This window comes from Hylemonella gracilis str. Niagara R (assembly GCF_000600295.1).
Lineage (GTDB): Bacteria > Pseudomonadota > Gammaproteobacteria > Burkholderiales > Burkholderiaceae_C > Hylemonella > Hylemonella gracilis_A.
Genome location: NZ_JEMG01000001.1, coordinates 1,898,467 through 1,917,152 on the forward strand (window position 1 = coordinate 1,898,467; position 18,686 = coordinate 1,917,152).

General features: G+C 63.6%; 19 protein-coding genes. 16 read left to right on the forward strand and 3 right to left on the reverse strand.

Annotated features, from left to right (window positions below; genetic code table 11):
* Window positions 1-163: 163 nt before the first annotated feature.
* The 9 genes from AZ34_RS08860 to AZ34_RS17950 all read left to right on the forward strand — a co-directional run bounded on the left by AZ34_RS08860 (window position 164) and on the right by AZ34_RS17950 (window position 8,943).
* Window positions 164-571, forward strand: coding sequence for a GlcG/HbpS family heme-binding protein (locus AZ34_RS08860; protein WP_035607192.1), 408 nt, complete (start codon window positions 164-166; stop codon window positions 569-571).
* Between the two features lie 172 nt (window positions 572-743).
* Window positions 744-2,702, forward strand: coding sequence for a threonine--tRNA ligase (thrS, locus tag AZ34_RS08865; protein WP_035607195.1), 1,959 nt, complete (start codon window positions 744-746; stop codon window positions 2,700-2,702).
* A 95-nt stretch (window positions 2,703-2,797) separates the two neighbouring features.
* Window positions 2,798-3,406 carry a translation initiation factor IF-3 gene (gene infC / locus AZ34_RS08870; RefSeq protein ID WP_081767143.1) on the forward strand — a complete coding sequence of 203 codons (609 nt, stop codon included), beginning with the start codon at window positions 2,798-2,800 and terminating at the stop codon, window positions 3,404-3,406.
* A gap of 225 nt (window positions 3,407-3,631) precedes the next feature.
* Window positions 3,632-3,835, forward strand: a complete 204-nt coding sequence (rpmI, locus tag AZ34_RS08875; RefSeq protein ID WP_006296830.1) for a 50S ribosomal protein L35 — start codon at window positions 3,632-3,634, stop codon at window positions 3,833-3,835.
* Window positions 3,836-3,860: 25 nt separating this feature from the next.
* A complete protein-coding gene (gene rplT, locus AZ34_RS08880) occupies window positions 3,861-4,220 on the forward strand; it encodes a 50S ribosomal protein L20 (protein ID WP_035607203.1) in 360 nt (119 codons plus the stop codon).
* 121 nt (window positions 4,221-4,341) lie between these two features.
* Window positions 4,342-5,451 (forward strand): phenylalanine--tRNA ligase subunit alpha, encoded by a 1,110-nt coding sequence (gene pheS / locus AZ34_RS08885; protein ID WP_035607205.1) that lies wholly within the window; start codon window positions 4,342-4,344, stop codon window positions 5,449-5,451.
* 18 nt (window positions 5,452-5,469) lie between these two features.
* Window positions 5,470-7,914, forward strand: a complete 2,445-nt coding sequence (gene pheT, locus AZ34_RS08890) for a phenylalanine--tRNA ligase subunit beta (protein ID WP_035607208.1) — start codon at window positions 5,470-5,472, stop codon at window positions 7,912-7,914.
* Window positions 7,915-7,949: 35 nt separating this feature from the next.
* Window positions 7,950-8,273: an integration host factor subunit alpha gene (locus AZ34_RS08895; protein WP_035607210.1), complete on the forward strand. Its 324-nt coding sequence runs from the start codon at window positions 7,950-7,952 to the stop codon at window positions 8,271-8,273.
* 106 nt (window positions 8,274-8,379) lie between these two features.
* Window positions 8,380-8,943: a MerR family transcriptional regulator gene (locus AZ34_RS17950; RefSeq protein ID WP_081767144.1), complete on the forward strand. Its 564-nt coding sequence runs from the start codon at window positions 8,380-8,382 to the stop codon at window positions 8,941-8,943.
* Between the two features lie 89 nt (window positions 8,944-9,032).
* Here AZ34_RS17950 and AZ34_RS08905 read toward each other — a convergent pair whose 3' ends face one another.
* From AZ34_RS08905 to AZ34_RS08915, 3 genes are all read right to left on the reverse strand, one after another.
* Window positions 9,033-9,239, reverse strand: coding sequence for a hypothetical protein (locus tag AZ34_RS08905; RefSeq protein WP_035607212.1), 207 nt, complete (start codon window positions 9,237-9,239; stop codon window positions 9,033-9,035).
* Window positions 9,240-9,313: 74 nt separating this feature from the next.
* Window positions 9,314-9,496 carry a hypothetical protein gene (locus AZ34_RS08910; RefSeq protein ID WP_035607215.1) on the reverse strand — a complete coding sequence of 61 codons (183 nt, stop codon included), beginning with the start codon at window positions 9,494-9,496 and terminating at the stop codon, window positions 9,314-9,316.
* Window positions 9,497-9,665: 169 nt separating this feature from the next.
* A complete protein-coding gene (locus AZ34_RS08915; protein WP_035607216.1) occupies window positions 9,666-10,232 on the reverse strand; it encodes an NUDIX hydrolase in 567 nt (188 codons plus the stop codon).
* A gap of 94 nt (window positions 10,233-10,326) precedes the next feature.
* Here AZ34_RS08915 and AZ34_RS08920 point away from each other — a divergent pair, with 94 nt between their 5' ends.
* The 7 genes from AZ34_RS08920 (at window position 10,327) to AZ34_RS08945 (ending at window position 18,517) form a co-directional block, all read left to right on the forward strand.
* Complete coding sequence (locus AZ34_RS08920) at window positions 10,327-12,267, forward strand: propionate--CoA ligase (protein WP_035607217.1); 1,941 nt, start codon at window positions 10,327-10,329, stop codon at window positions 12,265-12,267.
* An 87-nt stretch (window positions 12,268-12,354) separates the two neighbouring features.
* Window positions 12,355-12,816 (forward strand): (2Fe-2S)-binding protein, encoded by a 462-nt coding sequence (locus AZ34_RS08925; protein ID WP_035607218.1) that lies wholly within the window; start codon window positions 12,355-12,357, stop codon window positions 12,814-12,816.
* Window positions 12,813-15,005: a xanthine dehydrogenase family protein molybdopterin-binding subunit gene (locus AZ34_RS08930; protein ID WP_231495497.1), complete on the forward strand. Its 2,193-nt coding sequence runs from the start codon at window positions 12,813-12,815 to the stop codon at window positions 15,003-15,005. Before AZ34_RS08925 ends, AZ34_RS08930 begins: the two co-directional genes overlap by 4 nt.
* 57 nt (window positions 15,006-15,062) lie before the next feature.
* Window positions 15,063-16,049: a helix-turn-helix transcriptional regulator gene (locus AZ34_RS08935; protein WP_035611288.1), complete on the forward strand. Its 987-nt coding sequence runs from the start codon at window positions 15,063-15,065 to the stop codon at window positions 16,047-16,049.
* A gap of 467 nt (window positions 16,050-16,516) precedes the next feature.
* Window positions 16,517-17,128, forward strand: a complete 612-nt coding sequence (locus tag AZ34_RS08940) for a hypothetical protein (RefSeq protein WP_231495498.1) — start codon at window positions 16,517-16,519, stop codon at window positions 17,126-17,128.
* Between the two features lie 212 nt (window positions 17,129-17,340).
* The gene (locus AZ34_RS18275) at window positions 17,341-18,069 is read left to right on the forward strand and encodes a hypothetical protein (RefSeq protein WP_155831756.1); all 729 of its coding nucleotides are present in this window, start codon (window positions 17,341-17,343) and stop codon (window positions 18,067-18,069) included.
* 22 nt (window positions 18,070-18,091) lie between these two features.
* Window positions 18,092-18,517, forward strand: coding sequence for a hypothetical protein (locus AZ34_RS08945; RefSeq protein WP_155831757.1), 426 nt, complete (start codon window positions 18,092-18,094; stop codon window positions 18,515-18,517).
* Window positions 18,518-18,686 lie beyond the last annotated feature (169 nt).

Sequence of the window (18,686 nt, forward strand, 5' to 3'; positions counted from 1 at the left end):
GCGACCGGGCGTTCCAGCGCGATTCCCCGCATTTTTCTCAGGGCTGTTTTGCTGGCGCGCGTAGGGAGCAGCTGGGGCGCTTTGCGTCAAAACACAGGCTTGCGCGTTATGCTGCGGGCTGTTGTTTTTCATCCTCATTCTTTTTCACTTTTTCAGACTAGCCATGCAAACCCGATCCGTACTTGAACTCGACGACATCAAGAAAATCGCCGCCGCCGCCGAGGCCGAGGCGCGCAACAACAACTGGGCGGTGACCATTTCCATCGTGGACGAGGGCGGGCATCTGCTCTGGTTGCAGCGTCTGGACGGCGCCGCGCCGGTGTCGGCGCACATCTCGCCGGCCAAGGCGCGCACCGCCGCGTTGGGGCGGCGCGAGAGCCGGGTGTACGAGGAGGTGATCAATGGCGGGCGCCATTCCTTCCTGAGCGCGCCCACCCTGGAGGGCATGCTGGAGGGCGGAGTACCCATCCTGAAGGATGGGCACTGCCTGGGCGCGGTGGGCGTGAGCGGTGTGAAGTCAACGGAGGACGCGCAAATCGCGCGCGCGGGGATCGCGGCGATCGGTCTTTGACGGGGCATCGCTTCAGCCCAAGTTCACTGGACTTGGCTGCTGGCGCGCTCGCCTGCTCGGATTCGGCCAAACCTGCTGGGGACTAGCGCATAAAATCCGCTGACGTTTCATCCCCACGAAGAACAAGGCGCGGTGAATTTCACCGCGCCTTGTTGATTTTTACGACGAGCACATGATCCAGATCACGCTTCCCGACGCTTCCCTACGCCAGTTTCCCGGCCCGGTGACGGTGGCCGAGGTGGCCGCCGCCATCGGCCCTGGCCTGCTCAAGAACACTGTGGCTGGCAAAGTCTGGTATGGAAACGAACCTACCGGTTCCGGCCGCCTGGTGGACGCGAGCGACCTGATCGACCGCGATGCCAAGCTGCAGATCATCACGCCCAAGGATTCTGAGGGGGTGGAGATCATCCGTCACTCTTGCGCCCACCTGGTCGGGCATGCGGTGAAGCAGCTGTATCCCACGGCCCGCATGGTCATCGGCCCGGTGATCGAAGAGGGCTTCTACTACGACATCTCCTACGAGCGTCCTTTCACGCCCGAGGATGTGGCAGCCATCGAGGCGCGCATGAAGGCCTTGATTGCCCAGGACTACGACGTGATCAAGAAGATGACGCCACGCGCCGAAGTCATCGAGGTGTTCAAGCAGCGCGGCGAAGACTACAAGCTGCGCCTGATCGAGGACATGCCCGACGAGACGGCCATGGGCCTGTACTACCACCAGGAATACGTGGACATGTGCCGTGGCCCGCACGTGCCCAACACGCGTTTCCTCAAGGCCTTCAAGCTGACCAAGCTGGCCGGCGCTTATTGGCGCGGCGACTCGAAGAACGAGCAGCTGCAGCGCATCTATGGCACCGCATGGGCGGATAAAAAAGACCTGGATGCCTACATCCTGCGCATGGAAGAGGCCGAGAAGCGCGACCACCGACGGCTGGGTCGTGAGTTGGACCTGTTCCACCTCGACGAACATTCGCCCGGCACCGTGTTCTGGCACCCCAAGGGCTGGACGGTCTGGCAGGAGGTCGAGCAATACATGCGCCGCGTGTACCGCGAGAACGGTTACCAGGAGGTCAAGGGTCCGCAGATCCTGGACAAGAGTCTGTGGGAGAAGACCGGCCACTGGGACAAGTACCGCGAGAACATGTTCACGACCGAGAGCGAGAAGCGCGATTACGCGCTCAAGCCCATGAACTGTCCTGGTCACATCCTGATCTACAAGCAGGGGGTCAAGAGCTATCGCGACCTGCCGCTGCGTTATGGCGAGTTTGGCGCTTGTCATCGCAACGAGCCCACGGGTGGCTTGCACGGCATCATGCGTGTGCGTGCGTTCACGCAGGACGATGGCCACATCTTCTGCACGGAAGACCAGATTCAAGGGGAGGTGAAGGCCTTTACCTCGCTGCTGCAGAAGGTCTACAAGGATTTTGGTTTCACGGAGATTCTCTACAAGCTCTCCACCCGACCCGAAAAGCGCATCGGCACCGAAGAGAGCTGGGACCGGGCGGAGAACGCACTGGCTGAAGGACTACGGGCCAGCGGCTGTGAATTCGAATACCTGCCCGGCGAGGGGGCGTTTTATGGCCCCAAGATCGAATACACGCTCAAGGATGCCCTGGGTCGCCAATGGCAGTGCGGCACGATCCAGGTGGATCCGAACCTGCCCGAGCGGCTGGACGCGGAATTCGTCGGCGAGGATGGCGGTCGCCACCGCCCCATCATGCTGCACCGTGCCATCGTCGGCAGCCTGGAGCGTTTCATCGGCATTCTGATCGAGCAGCATGGCGGCGCCTTGCCCGCCTGGTTGGCCCCGACCCAGGTCGCCGTGCTCAACATCACCGACGCCCAAGCCGATTACTGCCAGGAAATCGCCCAAAAACTGCGCAAAGCACTGCCGAATCAAGAACTTAGGGTAGTGACCGATCTGCGCAACGAGAAAATTACGTATAAAATACGGGAGCATTCGATGCAGAAGCTGCCCTACATCCTGGTCGCGGGCGACAAGGAAAAGGCTGCTGGTGCCGTCGCGGTGCGCGCCCGGGGGAACAAAGACCTCGGCGTGATGTCCTTGGACGCCTTCGTTCAATTGATCGCTCAGGACATTGCCCACAAGACCGCTGAACACGCCGCATGACCTTGAGTCCTGTGGGCGCAGTCAGGTTGTCTGGTTCGCGCGTGCCGGGGCGGTTGAGTCGTTTCTGACGACATTTTTTGTAAAGGATTTGAGCCATCGCTACTGAATTTCGTGATCGCCGCCAGCGCGAAGAGCGCAAGCACCGCCTGAACCGTGAAATCATGGCCCCCGAGGTTCGCATCTCCGGGCCGGACAATGAGCCGATGGGAGTGGTGAGTTTGGCGGAGGCCCTGCGCCTGGCCGGGGAAATGGACGTTGATCTGGTGGAAATCGTGCCCACCGCCGTTCCTCCCGTCTGCCGTCTGGTGGACTACGGCAAGTTCAAGTACCAGGAGCAGAAGAAGGCCGCTGAAGCGAAAGCCAAGCAGACGGTGATCGAGGTCAAGGAAGTCAAATTCCGCCCTGGCACCGACGATGGCGACTACAACATCAAGCTGCGCAACATCAAGCGCTTCCTTGAGGAGGGTGACAAGGTCAAGGTGACCCTGCGCTTCCGGGGGCGCGAGATCACGCACCAGGAGTTGGGCATGGCCATGCTGGACCGCATGCGCGCTGATCTGGGCGACCTGATCGTGGTCGAGCAGATGCCCAAGCTCGAAGGCCGGCAGATGATCATGATGATCGCGCCGGGCAAGAAAAAGGCCGGTGGCGGCGAGAAAATCGCCACGGTCAAGCCCACGGCGGAAGCTGCGGTGCAAGGTTGAGGGATTTCCCCGTGGGTTGAAAGACCGGCGGGGAATGCCGGAAGGCTCAGGCTTTCCGGCGCGATGGGCGGGTTCAATCCGCCCATCGCGACTGCGACGGGCCTTTGGGCCCGTTGCGTCAACGTGGAGGGAGTCATTCTCTCTCCGCACAAGTGGCTCGGGGCCATCAAGTCCGCAATCGGTTTTTGCGGCGCCTCACGAGCACAAGCAAATAGGAGCATGAAAATGCCCAAGATGAAGACCAAGAGCGCGGCGAAGAAACGCTTCCGCGTTCGTCCCGGTGGCACCGTCAAGCGCGGCCAAGCCTTCAAACGTCACATCCTGACCAAGAAGACCACCAAGAACAAGCGCCACCTGCGCGGTGCGGTGAATGTGCATGCGACCAATATGGGTCACATGGCGCAGATGCTGCCCGGCCAAGGCCTGTAATCAACGACGAACAAGGAGTTAGAACATGCCTCGCGTCAAACGTGGTGTAACGGCCCGTGCCCGTCACAAGAAAGTCCTGAACCTCGCCAAGGGTTTCCGCGGTCGCCGCGGCAATGTGTTCCGCATTGCCAAGGAAGCGGTGATGAAGGCGGGCCAGTACGCCTACCGTGACCGCCGTGCCAAGAAGCGCGTCTTCCGTCAGCTGTGGATCGCCCGTATCAACGCCGCCGCGCGTCAATGCGGCCTGACCTACAGCCAGTTCGCCAATGGCCTGAAGAAGGCCCAGATCGAGATCGACCGCAAGGTTCTGGCCGACATCGCCGTGCACGACATGGCGGCGTTTGCCGGCATCGTGGAGAAAGTCAAGGCCAAGCTGGCTGCTTGATCTGCATGCACCGCGCGCTCGGTTTCCGACCGGGCTTCGCGGTTCAGGAAACAAGGGCTGGAGCTTGAACGAGCTTTGGCCCTTTTTCTTTTTGTTTTCCCCTTAGCTTTCACACCCCATCATGAGCGACATTCCGGCTGACCTTGGCGCCATCGTTGGCAGCGCGCGAGACGCCTTCGCGCAAGCCGCCACCCCAGCCGATCTGGAGAACGCCAAGGCGCGTTTCCTCGGCAAGGCCGGCCAGATCACCGAGTTGATGAAGGGCATGGCCGCCTTGTCCGTGGACGAGAAGAAGACGCGTGGCGCCGCCATCAACCAGGCCAAGCAGACCATCGAAGCCGCGCTCAACGCCCGCCGCCAGGCCCTTGCCGATGCCGAACTGGCCGCCCAACTCAAGGCCGATGCGCTGGACGTCACCCTGCCCGGTCGCGTGCGCGGCGGCAGTGCCGCCGGCATGGGCGGCGGCCTGCACCCGGTGTCGCTGACCACCGAGCGCATCGAGTCCATCTTCGCCTCCATGGGCTTCGCCGTGGCCCAGGGCCCTGAGATCGAGGCCGACTGGTACAACTTCACCGCGCTCAACACGCCCGAGGACCATCCCGCGCGCTCCATGCACGACACCTTCTACGTGGAGGGTGCGAACGGTGTGACGGATGCGAAGGCCCCCAATCTGCTGCGCACCCACACCAGTCCGGTGCAGGTGCGCCACGCGCTGCAGCATGTGGCTGCGCACGAAGCCGCGAAACAAGCGGGCCGGCGCGCTGCCGATCAGCCCATGCCGGAAATCCGCGTCATCGCCCCGGGCCGCACTTACCGCGTCGACAGCGACGCCACCCACTCACCCATGTTTCACCAGTGCGAAGGTCTCTGGATCGGCGAGAACGTGAGTTTCAAGGACCTCAAGTACCTGTTCACCGAGTTCTGCCGCACCTTCTTCGAAAGCGGTGACTTGGTGCTGCGTTTCCGACCCAGCTTCTTCCCCTTTACCGAGCCCAGCGCGGAGATCGACATCCAGTTCCAGCACGGCCCCCTGGCGGGGCGCTGGCTCGAGGTGGCTGGTTCTGGCCAGGTGCACCCGAATGTGGTGCGCAATATGGGCTTGGACCCCGAGCGGTACATCGGTTTCGCCTTCGGCATGGGCCTGGACCGCTTCACCATGCTGCGTTACGGCGTGAACGACCTGCGCCTGTTCTTCGACGGCGACCTGCGCTTCCTGCGTCAGTTCCAATAACAACACGGGTTCCCCGACATGCAATTTCCCGAATCCTGGTTGCGCGAGTTCTGCAACCCGCCGCTTTCTACCCAGCAACTGGCCGACACGCTGACCATGGCCGGTCTGGAGGTGGAGGAACTGACGCCCGTGGCGCCGCCGTTCACCAAGGTGGTGGTGGCTGAGATCAAGGAAGCGGTGCAGCATCCGAACGCTGATCGCTTGCGCGTGTGCCAGGTGGATGCCGGGCAGGGCGCGCTGTTGAATATCGTCTGCGGTGCACCCAACGCGCGCCCGGGCATCAAGATCCCCTGCGCGCTGGTGGGCGCAGAGCTCCCGCCGAGCGAAGATGGCAAGCCCTTCCAGATCAAGCTGGGCAAGTTGCGCGGCGTGGAAAGCCAGGGCATGCTGTGCTCCGCACGCGAACTGAAACTCGCGGACGATCATGGCGGCCTGCTGGAGTTGCCCGTCGACGCACCCCTGGGCCAGGACATCCGCGAATTCCTGAAGCTGGACGACATGCTGTTCACGCTCAAGCTCACGCCCAACCTCGCGCACTGCCTCAGCGTCTACGGCGTGGCGCGTGAAGTCGCGGCGCTGACCGGCGCGCCGCTCAAGACCCCGACCATCACACCCGTGGTGCCCAAGATCCAGGACGTGCAGCCAGTGAAGGTCAGCGCGCCCGAGCTCTGCGGCCGTTTCTCCGGCCGCATCGTGCGCAACGTCAACACCCAGGCCGCCACGCCGCAGTGGATGGTGGACCGCCTCGCACGCTGCGGTCAGCGCAGTGTCACGGCCCTGGTGGACATTTCGAACTACGTGATGTTCGAATACGGCCGGCCCAGCCACATCTTCGACCTCGACAAGATCCACGGCACCATGGACGTGCGCTGGGGCAAGCCTGGTGAACAGCTCAAGCTGCTCAACGGCAACACTGTCACCGTGGACGGCGAAGTCGGCGTGATCGCCGATGACCAGGCGCTGGAATCCCTGGCCGGCATCATGGGCGGCGATGCGACCGCCGTGTCCGACGACACCAAGAACGTCTACGTGGAAGCTGCCTTCTGGTGGCCCAAGTCCATCGCCGGTCGTTCGCGCCGCTACAACTTCGCCACCGACGCCGGTCACCGCTTTGAACGTGGCGTGGACCCGGAACTCACCGTGGCGCACATCGAGCGCATCACCCAGCTGATCGTCGAGATCTGCGGCACGCCCGAGACCGTCTGCGGCCCCATCGACGACCAGCAGCCCCGCATGCCCACGGCCCAGCCCGTGACCCTGCGCGTGGCGCGTGCGGCCAAGGTCATCGGCATGCCGCTGACCCAAGCGCAGTGCGTGGACGCCTTGACGCGCCTGGGCCTGTCCCTGGTGGAGGGCGACGGCGTCATCACGGTCACGCCGCCGCTGTACCGCTTCGACTTGCAGATCGAGGAAGACCTGATCGAAGAGGTGGCGCGCCTGGTCGGTTATGAGTGGCTGCCGCACACGCCGCCCCAAGCCCCGGTGACCCCGCAGCTGCGTCCCGAGGCGCAGCGCAGCCCGCATGCGGTGCGTCGTCTGCTGGCGGCGCTGGGCTACCAAGAGACCATCAACTACAGCTTCGTCGAGGAACGCTGGGAGCGCGAACTCGCCGCCAACGCCCAACCCATCAAGCTGCTCAATCCCATCGCCAGCCAGATGAGCGTGATGCGTTCCTCGCTGCTGGGCTCGCTGTTGCAGGTGCTCAAGTTCAACCTGGATCGCAAGGCCCCGCGCGTGCGCGTGTTCGAGCTGGGCCGCGTGTTCCTGCGCGACGCCAGCGTGCAGGACAGCCACGTCAGCGTGGCGGGCTTCGATCAGCCCATGCGCCTGGCTGGACTGGCGGCGGGCCCGGTGGATGGTCTGCAGTGGAGCGGCAACACGCGCGCGGTCGATTTCTACGACGTGAAAGGCGAGGTGGAAGCCTTGCTGGCGCCACGTCAGGCGGTATTCGAGCCTGCCGAGCACCCGGCTTTGCATCCCGGGCGCAGCGCGCGCGTGCTGCTCAAGAGCGCACAGGGCCTGGAGCCCATCGGATTCGTTGGAGAGCTGCACCCGCGCTGGAAGCAAGCCTACGAGCTGTCCATGACACCCGTGCTGTTCGAGCTGGCGCTCGACGCAGTGCAGGCCCGTGACGTGCCCGCGCTGCGGCCCATGAGCAAGTTCCAGGCGGTGGAGCGCGATCTGGCCATCATCGTCGCCCAGGACGTGACGCATGCCGCGCTGATGCGGGCCATCCACGCCGCACCCACCTCCGGCTTGCTGCGCGACGCGGTATTGTTCGACGTCTACCGTGCCAAGCCGGGTCAAGTGTCGGCCGGACTGGCCGACAATGAGAAGAGCTTGGCCGTGCGCTTGACGTTCAGCGACATGGAGGCCACGTTGACCGATGAGCAAGTTGATGCCGCCGTTCAGGCCGTGTTGGCCTCCCTGCAGCAGCACGTGAGCGCGCGTCTGCGGACTTGAAACGGTTTCATTGATTGGAAGGGCAAAGGAACACCATGGACATTGCCGTCGAGAGCCTGGAAACCCCCGCCTTGACCAAGGCGCATCTGGCCGAACTGCTGTTCGAGCAGATCGGCCTGAACAAGCGCGAGTCCAAGGACATGGTCGATGCCTTCTTCGATCTGGTCGCCGAACGCCTCACGCAAGGGCAGGACGTGAAGATTTCCGGCTTCGGCAACTTCCAGATCCGCACCAAGGCCGCGCGGCCCGGGCGCAATCCGCGCACCGGCGAGGAGATTCCGATCGAGGCTCGCCGGGTCGTGACCTTCCACGCCAGCCATAAGCTCAAGGAACAGATCCAGGCCTGGTCGGACAGCTGAAGCAAAGGCGCTATGCACCGCGCCGTGTAGCTTGGAAAGCCGGGGGATTTGGGTTACCTTCACGTACCGCGACCTTCCACACCCCAAGCCTCAGACCTGCGATTCCATGGAGTCTTCGTTACCGCCCATCCCCGCCAAGCGCTACTTCACCATCGGCGAGGTCGGTGAGCTGTGCGGGGTCAAGCCGCATGTGTTGCGCTACTGGGAGCAGGAATTCACGCAGCTGCGCCCGATGAAGCGGCGCGGCAACCGCCGTTATTACCAGCACCACGAGGTGCTGATGATCCGCCGCATCCGCGATCTGCTCTATGACCAGGGCTTCACCATCAGCGGCGCGCGCAACCGGATGCAGGAACTGCTGGCCGCGGAACGCGAGAAGAAACGTGGCACCGACTTCGTTTTCGACAACGAGGATGATGCGGCCAGCCTGGAAGCACTGGAGACTTCCGCGGACCCGCTGGTCAACGGTCATGCCAGTACGCCGTGGGGCTCTACCGATGCCGGTCCGAAAGGGTCAGCGGAGGAGGGTCAGATGCGTGCTGGCATGGCCGCGCGGGTCACGGCGCCGGAACTGGGCCCGCCTGTAGCGCACACGGGCAGCGCGAGTCAAATTCAGCAGCTGCGCCGTGAGCTGACCGCGATCCGGGATTTGTTGGCTGGGGACTGGTGAGGCCTGTCGACTGCTGACCCGCGAAGGGCAGTGATCTCGCCTGGGCGCACCTCGGCAAGAGGCGGGTGCGCAAGCGACCTCGGTAAGGCTCAGTGCGTGCGATTGAGCGGAATGCGGGTCGGTTCCAGCTCGACCTTGTCGGCATTGACCGAGATATTGCTTTCCTTGAGGTGCACCAGCAGGTCGTAACGCTGGATGATGACGTGGTCCACCGTCTCGGGTTTCCCGTGGTACATGACCTGGGTGCCCGGGCGGTAGAGCGGCAGGACGGCGGCGGGTTGTTCAGCGCTGGACACGTTGGATCAGGCAAAAACAAGGTTGATGAACATGCGCCGGGCCGACACCTAGACCCCGACGCGAACGGCTTTCCTCACAAGGAGAAGCTTGGAAAGCCTGCAAGATACCACAGAACCAGGATGGAGATGAAAAGGGGCAGGCCGATGCCGAGGAAGGTCACGGCCATCAGCAGGAACAGGCCGATCTGCGAGAACCAGTCCTTGAAGAGGACGACCAGGTCTACATCCCAAAAATGCTCTTCGTATTTCTTGTTCATGGCGGTCTCCGTCTGTAGCGATGGATGCGGCTCGAAAGCCGCAGTTGCGCCGCACATGCATCGCCTGCGCATGGCCCATGCGTGCGGCGTGAGAAGCAATCTACTCCCTTTTCCCGGTTTGTAAAGCGGGGAGAAACAAGGGCTGCAAGCCGCAAGGGAAAAGATCGGTTCAGCCCAGACTGAAGTCGCGCACCGGGTAAGGCTCGTCGCGCGGGCTGGTCGCGTGGGCCTGGCTGTCGGCGAAGTAGAGCCTCAGCGTCTCGCTGACGGTGCGGAAGGCGATCTCGTCCCAGGGAATCTCGTGCTCGGCGAACAGGCGCGCTTCCACGGTTTCCGGCCCCGGCGCAAGGCGCGTGCTCAAAAGGCGCGCGCGGTAGAACAGATGCACCTGTCCGACCCGGGGCACGCTGATGATGGTGTAGAGCCCCTGCATCTCGATCTCTGCACCGGCTTCCTCGTCCGTTTCCCGGGCCGCGCCTTCAGCCGCTGTTTCCCCCAGTTCCAGAAAACCCGCGGGCAAGGTCCACTTGTTGCGGCGGGGTTCGATGTTGCGCTTGCATAGCAGCACCTTGCCGTCCATCACGGGAATGGTCCCGACGACGTTGAGCGGGTTTTCGTAATGGATGGTGCCGCATTCGGGGCAGACCGCGCGTTCGCGGGTGTCGCCATCGTCGGGAATGCGGTAGACCACGAGGGTGCCGCAGTGGCGGCAATGCTTGATGGGGCTGCGCAGCATGGGTTAGGGCTATGGAGTGTCAGTCTGCTGCAAGTCCTGGACCAATAATTATCAGCCGGATTGCCAACCATAAATATTCGAGGAGATACCAACCATGTCCAGCACGCGCAGTCACGCGGAATCCAGCTACGCGGCCTTCCACCAGCGCTCCATCACGCAGCGCGACGCCTTCTGGGCCGAACAGGCCAGCCTGATCGACTGGCAGACCCCACCCCGTCAAATCTGCGACTACAGCCAACCGCCTTTCGCCCGGTGGTTCGTCGGCGGCACGACCAACCTTTGCCACAACGCGGTGGACCGCCACCTGAAGGACCGAGCCCAGCAGCCCGCCCTGATCGCCGTCAGCACCGAAACCGGCCGGGAACAGGTCTACACCTTCGCCGACCTGCACCTGGAAGTGCAGCGCATGGCTGCCGTGTTGTTGAGCCTGGGCGTGGCCCAGGGCGACCGGGTGCTGATCTACATGCCCATGATCCCCGAGGCCGTCTTCGCCATGCTGGCTTGCGCGCGCATTGGCGCCATCCACTCGGTGGTGTTCGGCGGCTTCGCTTCCGGCTCGCTGGCCACGCGCATTGACGATGCCGAACCCAAGGTCATCGTCAGCGCGGACGCCGGCTCGCGCGGGGGCAAGGTCACGGCCTACAAACCCTTGCTGGACGAAGCCATCCGCCTGTCCAAGCACCAGCCGGCCTCGGTGCTGCTGGTGGACCGGCAACTGGCCCCCATGTCCCTGGTGCCGGGGCGTGACCAGCTCTGGAGCGCGCTGCGTGAAGAGCACCTGTACACCTCCGTGCCGGTGGCCTGGCTCGACGCCACCCACACCAGCTACACGCTCTACACCAGCGGCACCACGGGCAAGCCGAAGGGCGTGCAGCGCGACACGGGCGGCTACGCCGTGGCCCTGGCGGCCAGCATGAAATACATCTACGAAGGCCAGGCCGGTGAAACCTATTTCTCCACCAGCGACATCGGCTGGGTCGTGGGCCACAGCTACATCGTCTACGGCCCGCTCATCGCGGGCATGGCGACCATCCTCTACGAAGGCCTGCCCATCCGCGGCATGGATGGTCAGCCGGACCCGGGCATCTGGTGGCGCCTGGTCGAGAAATACAAGGTCACGCGCATGTTCTCCGCGCCCACGGCCGTGCGCGTGCTCAAGAAGCAGGACCCGTCCTACCTGAAGCGCCACGATATTTCCAGCCTCAAGGCCCTCTACCTCGCGGGCGAGCCGCTGGACGAACCCACCGCGCAATGGATCAGCGACGCCCTGCAGGTGCCCATCATCGACAACTACTGGCAGACCGAAACCGGCTGGCCCATCCTGAGCATCGCCAATGGCGTCGAAAAGGCACCGAGCAAGTTCGGCAGCCCCGGCCTGCCCATGTACGGCTACGACGTGAAACTCATCAGCGAAAGCACGGGCGAGGAGTTGACCGGGCCGGACCAGAAAGGCGTGGTCGCCATCGAAGGACCGTTGCCGCCCGGCTGCATGCAGACCGTCTGGCGCGACGACGCGCGTTTCGTCAACACCTACTGGAAGAGCATTCCTGGCCGGCTGATCTACAGCACCTTCGACTGGGGCGTGCGCGACCAGGACGGCTATTTCTTCATCCTCGGCCGCACCGACGATGTGATCAACGTGGCCGGCCACCGCCTGGGCACACGCGAAATCGAGGAATGCCTGGCCAGCCACACCAACGTGGCCGAGGTGGCCGTTGTCGGCGTGGCCGACGCGCTCAAGGGCCAAGTGGCCCTGGCCTTCGTGGTCGCGCGCGATGCCAGCGCCCTCGGCGAGGCCCAGGCCCGACTGCGCTTCGAGGGTGAGCTGATGCAGGTGGTGGACCGGCAGCTCGGTGCGGTGGCCCGCCCCTCGCGCGTGCTGATCGTGCAGCTGCTGCCCAAGACCCGCAGCGGCAAGCTGCTGCGCCGCGCCCTCCAGGCCGTGGCCGAGGGACGCGACCCGGGGGACCTGACCACGCTGGACGACCCGGGGGCGCTGCAACAGGTGCGAGAGTTGTTGGCCGCGAAGGCCTGAAGCTCGGCCACTCTCCCGGTCTGGCGCATTCGTTCTATACGCCAGTCGCGTGCGCGTGGATGCTCACGGCAACTTCAAGGAGTTGCCATGGATTTGCACATCAACGGCCGGAGCCACAGCGTGGCACCGGAGTGGCGGGACGAATCGTTGCTGCAGGTGCTGCGCGAGTACCTGGGCCTGGTCGGTACCAAGCTCGGCTGCGGCCAAGGCCAGTGCGGCGCCTGTACGGTGTTGCTCGACGGTACGGCGGTGCGCAGCTGTCTGCTGCCGGTCGCCAGCGTGGGCGCCTTGCCCGTCACCACGGTGGAAGGTCTTGCAGCGACGGACGGCAGGCTGCACCCGCTGCAACAGGCCTGGTTGGACCACCAGGTGCCGCAATGCGGCTATTGCCAAGCCGGGCAGCTGATGTGCGCGGCAGGCTTGCTGCGTCGCGCGCCCCGACCCAAACCCGAGGAGATTGACGCGGCCATGGGCGGCAACCTCTGTCGCTGCGGCACGCAGCACCGCATCCGGCAGACGCTCAAGGCGTTCGCGAAGGAGGGCGCATGAACAGGCCCGAAACTTCCGCCACGCCCATGCTCTCACGCCGACTGTTCCTGCGCGCCAGTGGCGCGGGCCTCACGGTGGTCTTGCTGCCGGGCTGTGCCATCCCTGTGATCCCCAAGCGCCCCACGCCCGATCTGGACGCCGCCCTGGGTTGGATCAGCCATGCCGAGGGGCGCTACACCTTGTGGCTGCCCCGCGTCGAAATGGGGCAGAACATCCTGACCGGCCTCAAGCAGATCGCCTGCGCCGAACTGGGCGTGCCCTGGACGCAGGTGGACGCGCGCCTGCCTTCCACGCGCGACATCACGCGGGTCAAAGCCACCGTGGGCAGTGACTCCATGCGCGAATACGCAGTGCCGCTGGCCCAGGCCTGCGCGCTGCTGCGCGAGGCCATGGCGCGCGGCGGTTTCACGCAGGCGCAAGATGTACCAGCGCCCGCGCCGCAGTCACTGCGCCTGTTCCAGCCTGGCGGCCTGCCGGTGGCGCTGAGGCGTGTGCCGCTCGAACAAGGGCCGGCCATCGTGACCGGGCAAGCGCTGTACGCGGCCGATGTGCGGCGGCCGGGTCTGGTGTACGGGCGCGTGCTGTACGCGCCGCTGTCCTCCGAATTTTCGGCTGAGCCTGGCCGCTTGAACGAGGCCGCCGCCCGTGCGCAGCCCGGTTTTGTCGCCCTGGTGCGTGACGCTTGTTTCACCCGGGGGCGGGCGACCGGTCTGGGCATCGTGGCGCGCACGCCCGGCGCGCTGGACCGCATCGAACAGGCGCTGGCCATCGAGTGGCGGACGGAGGCGGGGAAGGAAGGCGATGCGCAAACCCAAACCCAAGCCACAACTTGGCAGGAACAACTGGACATAGACCGAGCCCTCGCACGCCGACCCACCTTGCCCCACGCCGTGCATGAAGACCGCGTGCCACCGGCCGGCGAGGGTGAGGGAAAAGGAGAGGGCACAAACGGCTGGGACCTGGACCTGCGCTTCGACATCCCGCCCGCCGCGCACGCCGCCATTGAGCCCCGCGCCGCCGTGGCCGAGTTCGACGCGCAAGGGCACTTGCAGCTCTGGGTGGGCAGCCAGGATGTGTTCTACGTACGCGACGTGGTGGCCAAGCAACTGGGCCTGGACGAGGACGCCATCACCCTGCACGCGCAGCGCGTGGGCGGCGCCTTTGGCGGCAAGACCATCTGCACCGTGGAACTGGAAGCCGCCGCGCTGGCGCGGGCCGTGCGACTGCCCGTGAAAGTGCAATGGACCCGCGCGCAGGAATTCCGCCAGGCCTTCCACCGCCCGCCGTCCAGCCACCGCGTGCGCGTGCGCCTGCGCGACGGGCGGCTGCACGACTGGTGGCACGCCTTCACCAGCGGGCACATCCTGCTCACCAACGCGGCTGCGCCGCCCTGGCTGCAAAGCGTGACCACCTTCATCGGCGACCGTGGCGTGGCGCGCGGCGCTGCCTTGCCCTACCGCGCCCACGCGCGCGAGACTCGCTTTGACCTGGTGCGCCTGCCCGTGCTCAGCGGCCCTTGGCGCGGCCTGGGCGCGGGGCCCAACCACTTCGTCACCGAGTCGGTGGTGGATGAATGCGCCCACCGGGCCGGGCAGGACCCGCTGGCCTACCGCCTCGCGCAGATCGAAGACGCGCGCCTGGCCCGCGTGCTGCGGCACGCGGCCCGGGCGGCGCGCTGGCGCGAGCCAATTGTGGAGGCACTTGGGGAGCCACGTCGTCCGGCCGCGTCCACCTCGGCCAGCCTGCGCAAGGGCCGAGGCCTGGCCTGCGGCATCTACAAGGAGATGAGCTACGCCGCCGTGGTGGCCGACGTGGAGGTGGACCCCACCGGCGCCGTGCGCGTGACCAAGCTCTGGTGCGCCCACGATTGCGGGCGCGTCATCAACGCCGAACAGGTGCGCGCCCAGTGCGAAGGCAATCTGGTCTGGGGTCTGGGCATGGTGCTGCGCGAGGGCCTGCGCTTCGAGCAGGGCGCCGTGGTGGCGGGCAGCTTTGCCGAGTACCCCATCCCGCGCTGGGACGACGTGCCCGAACTGGAGGTGCTGCTGATCGACGAAGGCGAACCGCCCACCGGCGCCGGTGAAACCGCCATGGTGGCGGCGGGCGCTGCCATCGCCAACGCCATCCGCGCGGCCACGGGCGTGCGCCTGTTGACATTGCCCTGCACCCCCGAGATGTTGCGGGCCTGAGCCGCAACAAGCCTGAAAGGCAGAATGCCGCATCGTCCACCTGGCCCTGCAGCAAACGTGCCCGCAGCCCGCCCCCGCATCGAAGGTGATTTCGCCAGCGCCGCCATGCTGCGCGTGTTGCGCCAGGGCCTGTTGGACCTGGGCCTGCCGCCCCCGCCACCCGGCCCGCCCACGCAGGGCGCGGTCGTCAGCCTGGACGGCAAGCGCGCTGTGCTGGCGCATGCGCTGCAGGTGGGCGGCCTGGCCTGCCTGCCCCTGCTTGGGCAAGGCCTGCACCGCTTCACGCACGAACCCACGCACAGCGCTTTGGCTGCCGCGCGCGACGCGCAAGACCTGCTGCAGCGTTGGGGCCGGCTGGAGCGTTACATCCACTCGCGCCACCGCGTGCGCCTGCTGTCGCTGAGCGACACCGGCGTGGACCTGGCGCATGTGGCGCTGCATCCCCACCCGGTACCGCTGCCGGCAGAAGACCTGGTGGTGCTGGGCGTGCTGCTGGCCTTGCTGCAGGCCTGCGGCTACCAAGGCCTGCATTGCACCGTGGGGGCTGCCGCGGCCTATCCGCAGCCCGACGCCCCAGCGCTGGCGCAGGCCTGCGCGCGCGGGCACAGCGCCCAGTGGCACATCCGCTGGACCCGCTTGCTCCCACACGCAGAGGAAGTAGCAAAAGCAGCAAGGGCAACGAGCCCGCAGACCGCGCAGGACCTGGTGCGCGACGAACCCTGGCCCGGCTGGATCAAGCAGGCCTATGGCTTGGTGGCCACCCGCCTACCCGCGCCGCTCGACCTGGACGCCCTGGCCCATGCCCTGGGCCAGTCACGGCGCAGCCTGCAGCGCGGCCTGAAGGAAGCGGGCCTGGGTTTTCGGCCACTGCAGGCCGAAGCCCGCTACCGCACGGCGGGTTGGCACTTGATGCAGGGCGACGCCGCGCTGGCCGAGATTGGTTTTCTCTGCGGCTACGCCGACCAATCGCACTTCACGCGCGAGTTCAGGCAGCGCAGTGGACTGACGCCGGCGGATTTTCGGCGGGAGTTTGGGGTGGGGTGAATGGTGATTCGCGCTTCGGCTCGTGATGCTTAGACTTCCGTTCACGGCCAGAAGCGGAAACTGAAGGAATAGCCTGAAACCAGTCGTTCATGACCCTCTGGGGGATATCGCCTCGCTATCCGACTTCCTAGAATGTGCCAAGGCAACTGCGGGGTCTGTCGGCTTTACTTATACCTGTACAAAAAGCCACGCAGATTTAGATTTCTTCAATAGCGACAAGACATTAGGGTGGATCCATTGAACGGTTTATCACGCAGTCGCCGTTTTATCTCGCAGGTTTTTCGAACTACATCACGTTAGCCATCATGGGAAGCATAGTGGATACGACTCCAACACCGATCTATCTAGACTGGCAGTTTTGGGCAGCAGTAGCCGCGTTTGTGGCCTTAGTGCTATCCCAACTGCCCCCTGTCATCTTTTGGTTTCGTCCTCGAAAGCTGGAGGTTGAGATCCACAGTCGCGTTGTCGTGAGCCACAAAGTTGGAAACGCGAATGTTGGGTCTTATGTGAGTGTTCGCAACACAGGTGGACGAGCACTGCGAATTCTGGGAATGAAGGTCTCTCTATCGAGAGATGGAAAGGCCCTGGCCGTTCTTCCAGCCCAGAACTACTTTGAGACTCCTACTTCAAAAGATTCTGTCTTGTTCGTTCCTTTCTCCCTAAAGCCGGGCGAACAATGGGCTCACGCAACAAATTTTTTACAGTTCTTTGATCGATCAACAGAGAAGCTCTATCGCGAAAGTGAGTCTGCGCTTCAAGGAGACATACGCCAGAAGATCGCAGCTAGGCCAGAAGACAACAAGCAGGCGGTCGTCGCCGAAGCCGCTCTTATCAAGCCCTTTCTCGATTTGTTCGAACGCTTTTTTCTTTGGCTTCCCGGCGAGTACTCGATGGAACTGGCCGTTGACGCAGAGCCCGGCTCCGCCTCGTTCGTCAAGAGGTACAGATTTACGCTATTTGAATCTGATTCCGATGAACTGCGCTCTCACATTGAAGACTACAAATTTGGCGGAGGAATCTCGTACAACGTCGGCAGGCATGTTGGCCTAGCAGTACCACTCGTGCGGCATGACGGCTAACCCTTCCATCGAGAGGACCCGCCCCGGCGAGCCGGGGCGAGTCCTCTCATGTCAAACGTTGAGCGACTGCTTTCTTGGCCCCTCGACCGACGGCTATGGGTCGACATCTGAATTCGTCTAAGGGCTAAAACAGATCAATTCCTCCTGCAGTCGGATCTCAATGCGGGCCATTCGTGCATCTAGATTTTGTCGATCACAGACCACAGACGACGATGAACTATCCGTTTGCACCGCGCGCGAATCCTGACGGAACTGTAAAACCAGAAACCTATGAGGAATTTCGTGAACGAGTACTTGCCTGTCTCGAGGAACTCGACACGATGGATCGCCCAGAACGTGCGGAACGTCACATCTGGATAGGGAAACACCATGTTCACGTCGGCGGAGGCTACTGGGAACGAACAGAGACTTCGGCAGTAATGCAGGAAGCCCGTAGCAGCTACGTTTCAGGGAACTTTATTGCGACGCTGGTCCTAGCGCTGGCCTACAGCGAGCACGTCATCATTGATGCGCTGACATTGCCGCCGAAAAAGAGAACACCCACACTAGCCGACGCTATCAAGCTCGCTCGCGAAGCCGATCTATTTCCAGGCGACCTGCTGGATGGGGCCGCCAAACTGAGCCAATTTCGCAATCCGTACATACATCGCCGAGACTCAGACGACAAGGACACGATGGGCCAACGCGTTCAGAACCGCAAGTCTCACCCCGTGACGATCCTCGAACAAGACGCTCGCGATGCGTTGCTCGTCATGTACGGATTCTTCCGCCATTCTTTCGTTCCCCCTCTGAAACCTTCAGGGGGAACCAGTCCAGAATGTCAGGTATCAGAATGGAGAAACTTCCGCTATGGGGCGATAGTGTCTAGCCACCCTGGGCCGGTTCAGTCAGAAGTCCTTGATGCGCCGCCACAGTACAAAATAGTGCGGTGTTGCCTCTAAATCTCTTTCTGGGAAATGCTCTATGTGGGGTTCACTGATCAAAGAATGGTGGCTATACCAGCGACAGATGGCAGCCTGCCGAAAGGCTGAGGCGAAAGCCTTGGCAAATATCCCGCAAAACGGCGATCCGACAAATGGATTGTGGGTTCAGGATGTCAAAAAAAATGATCAATGGCGTCGTCTGATACTGACCCGATTCTTGCGTTTCCAAGCGGATCGTTTGGGGGTGGATCTCCCGAGTACGACAGAGCAAGCGATGTATGGTCAAGTTGAGTGGGACGATGATGAGTCTCAGCCTTACTACCTGACGGATGTGGGGGTGCAATTGACGCGGGATCGCATCAGGGCGGAAAAGAAACACCGGAGAGAAGTCGCCGCCTTTTGGGTGACATCTGTTGTCGGGGTTCTAGGCGCGATAACCGGGATGATTAGCGTCTGGAAGAGCTGAACGATTCACCGCTGAACCTCTACTTGGCGTGCAAGTCCTGAAGGTCCGCTATCGGACCACGAACTTGAGTTTCCAGAAGTCCGCTATGGGTCGATAGCGTCTAGCAAACCAAGGACGATCAATGCCTATGCGATCGAATATGGAATGTAAGGTTTTATGAAGCTAAAGC

Excerpts from the sequence above, each read along its gene's own strand:
- AZ34_RS08860 (WP_035607192.1), top strand. The coding sequence starts at position 164 with ATGCAAACCCGATCCGTACTTGAACTCGACGACATCAAGAAAATCGCC.
- thrS (WP_035607195.1), top strand. The coding sequence starts at position 744 with ATGATCCAGATCACGCTTCCCGACGCTTCCCTACGCCAGTTTCCCGGC.
- rpmI (WP_006296830.1), top strand. The coding sequence starts at position 3,632 with ATGCCCAAGATGAAGACCAAGAGCGCGGCGAAGAAACGCTTCCGCGTT.
- rplT (WP_035607203.1), top strand. The coding sequence starts at position 3,861 with ATGCCTCGCGTCAAACGTGGTGTAACGGCCCGTGCCCGTCACAAGAAA.
- pheS (WP_035607205.1), top strand. The coding sequence starts at position 4,342 with ATGAGCGACATTCCGGCTGACCTTGGCGCCATCGTTGGCAGCGCGCGA.
- pheT (WP_035607208.1), top strand. The coding sequence starts at position 5,470 with ATGCAATTTCCCGAATCCTGGTTGCGCGAGTTCTGCAACCCGCCGCTT.
- AZ34_RS08895 (WP_035607210.1), top strand. The coding sequence starts at position 7,950 with ATGGACATTGCCGTCGAGAGCCTGGAAACCCCCGCCTTGACCAAGGCG.
- AZ34_RS17950 (WP_081767144.1), top strand. The coding sequence starts at position 8,380 with ATGGAGTCTTCGTTACCGCCCATCCCCGCCAAGCGCTACTTCACCATC.
- AZ34_RS08910 (WP_035607215.1), bottom strand. The coding sequence starts at position 9,496 with ATGAACAAGAAATACGAAGAGCATTTTTGGGATGTAGACCTGGTCGTC.
- AZ34_RS08915 (WP_035607216.1), bottom strand. The coding sequence starts at position 10,232 with ATGCTGCGCAGCCCCATCAAGCATTGCCGCCACTGCGGCACCCTCGTG.
- AZ34_RS08920 (WP_035607217.1), top strand. The coding sequence starts at position 10,327 with ATGTCCAGCACGCGCAGTCACGCGGAATCCAGCTACGCGGCCTTCCAC.
- AZ34_RS08925 (WP_035607218.1), top strand. The coding sequence starts at position 12,355 with ATGGATTTGCACATCAACGGCCGGAGCCACAGCGTGGCACCGGAGTGG.
- AZ34_RS08930 (WP_231495497.1), top strand. The coding sequence starts at position 12,813 with ATGAACAGGCCCGAAACTTCCGCCACGCCCATGCTCTCACGCCGACTG.
- AZ34_RS18275 (WP_155831756.1), top strand. The coding sequence starts at position 17,341 with ATGAACTATCCGTTTGCACCGCGCGCGAATCCTGACGGAACTGTAAAA.
- AZ34_RS08945 (WP_155831757.1), top strand. The coding sequence starts at position 18,092 with ATGTGGGGTTCACTGATCAAAGAATGGTGGCTATACCAGCGACAGATG.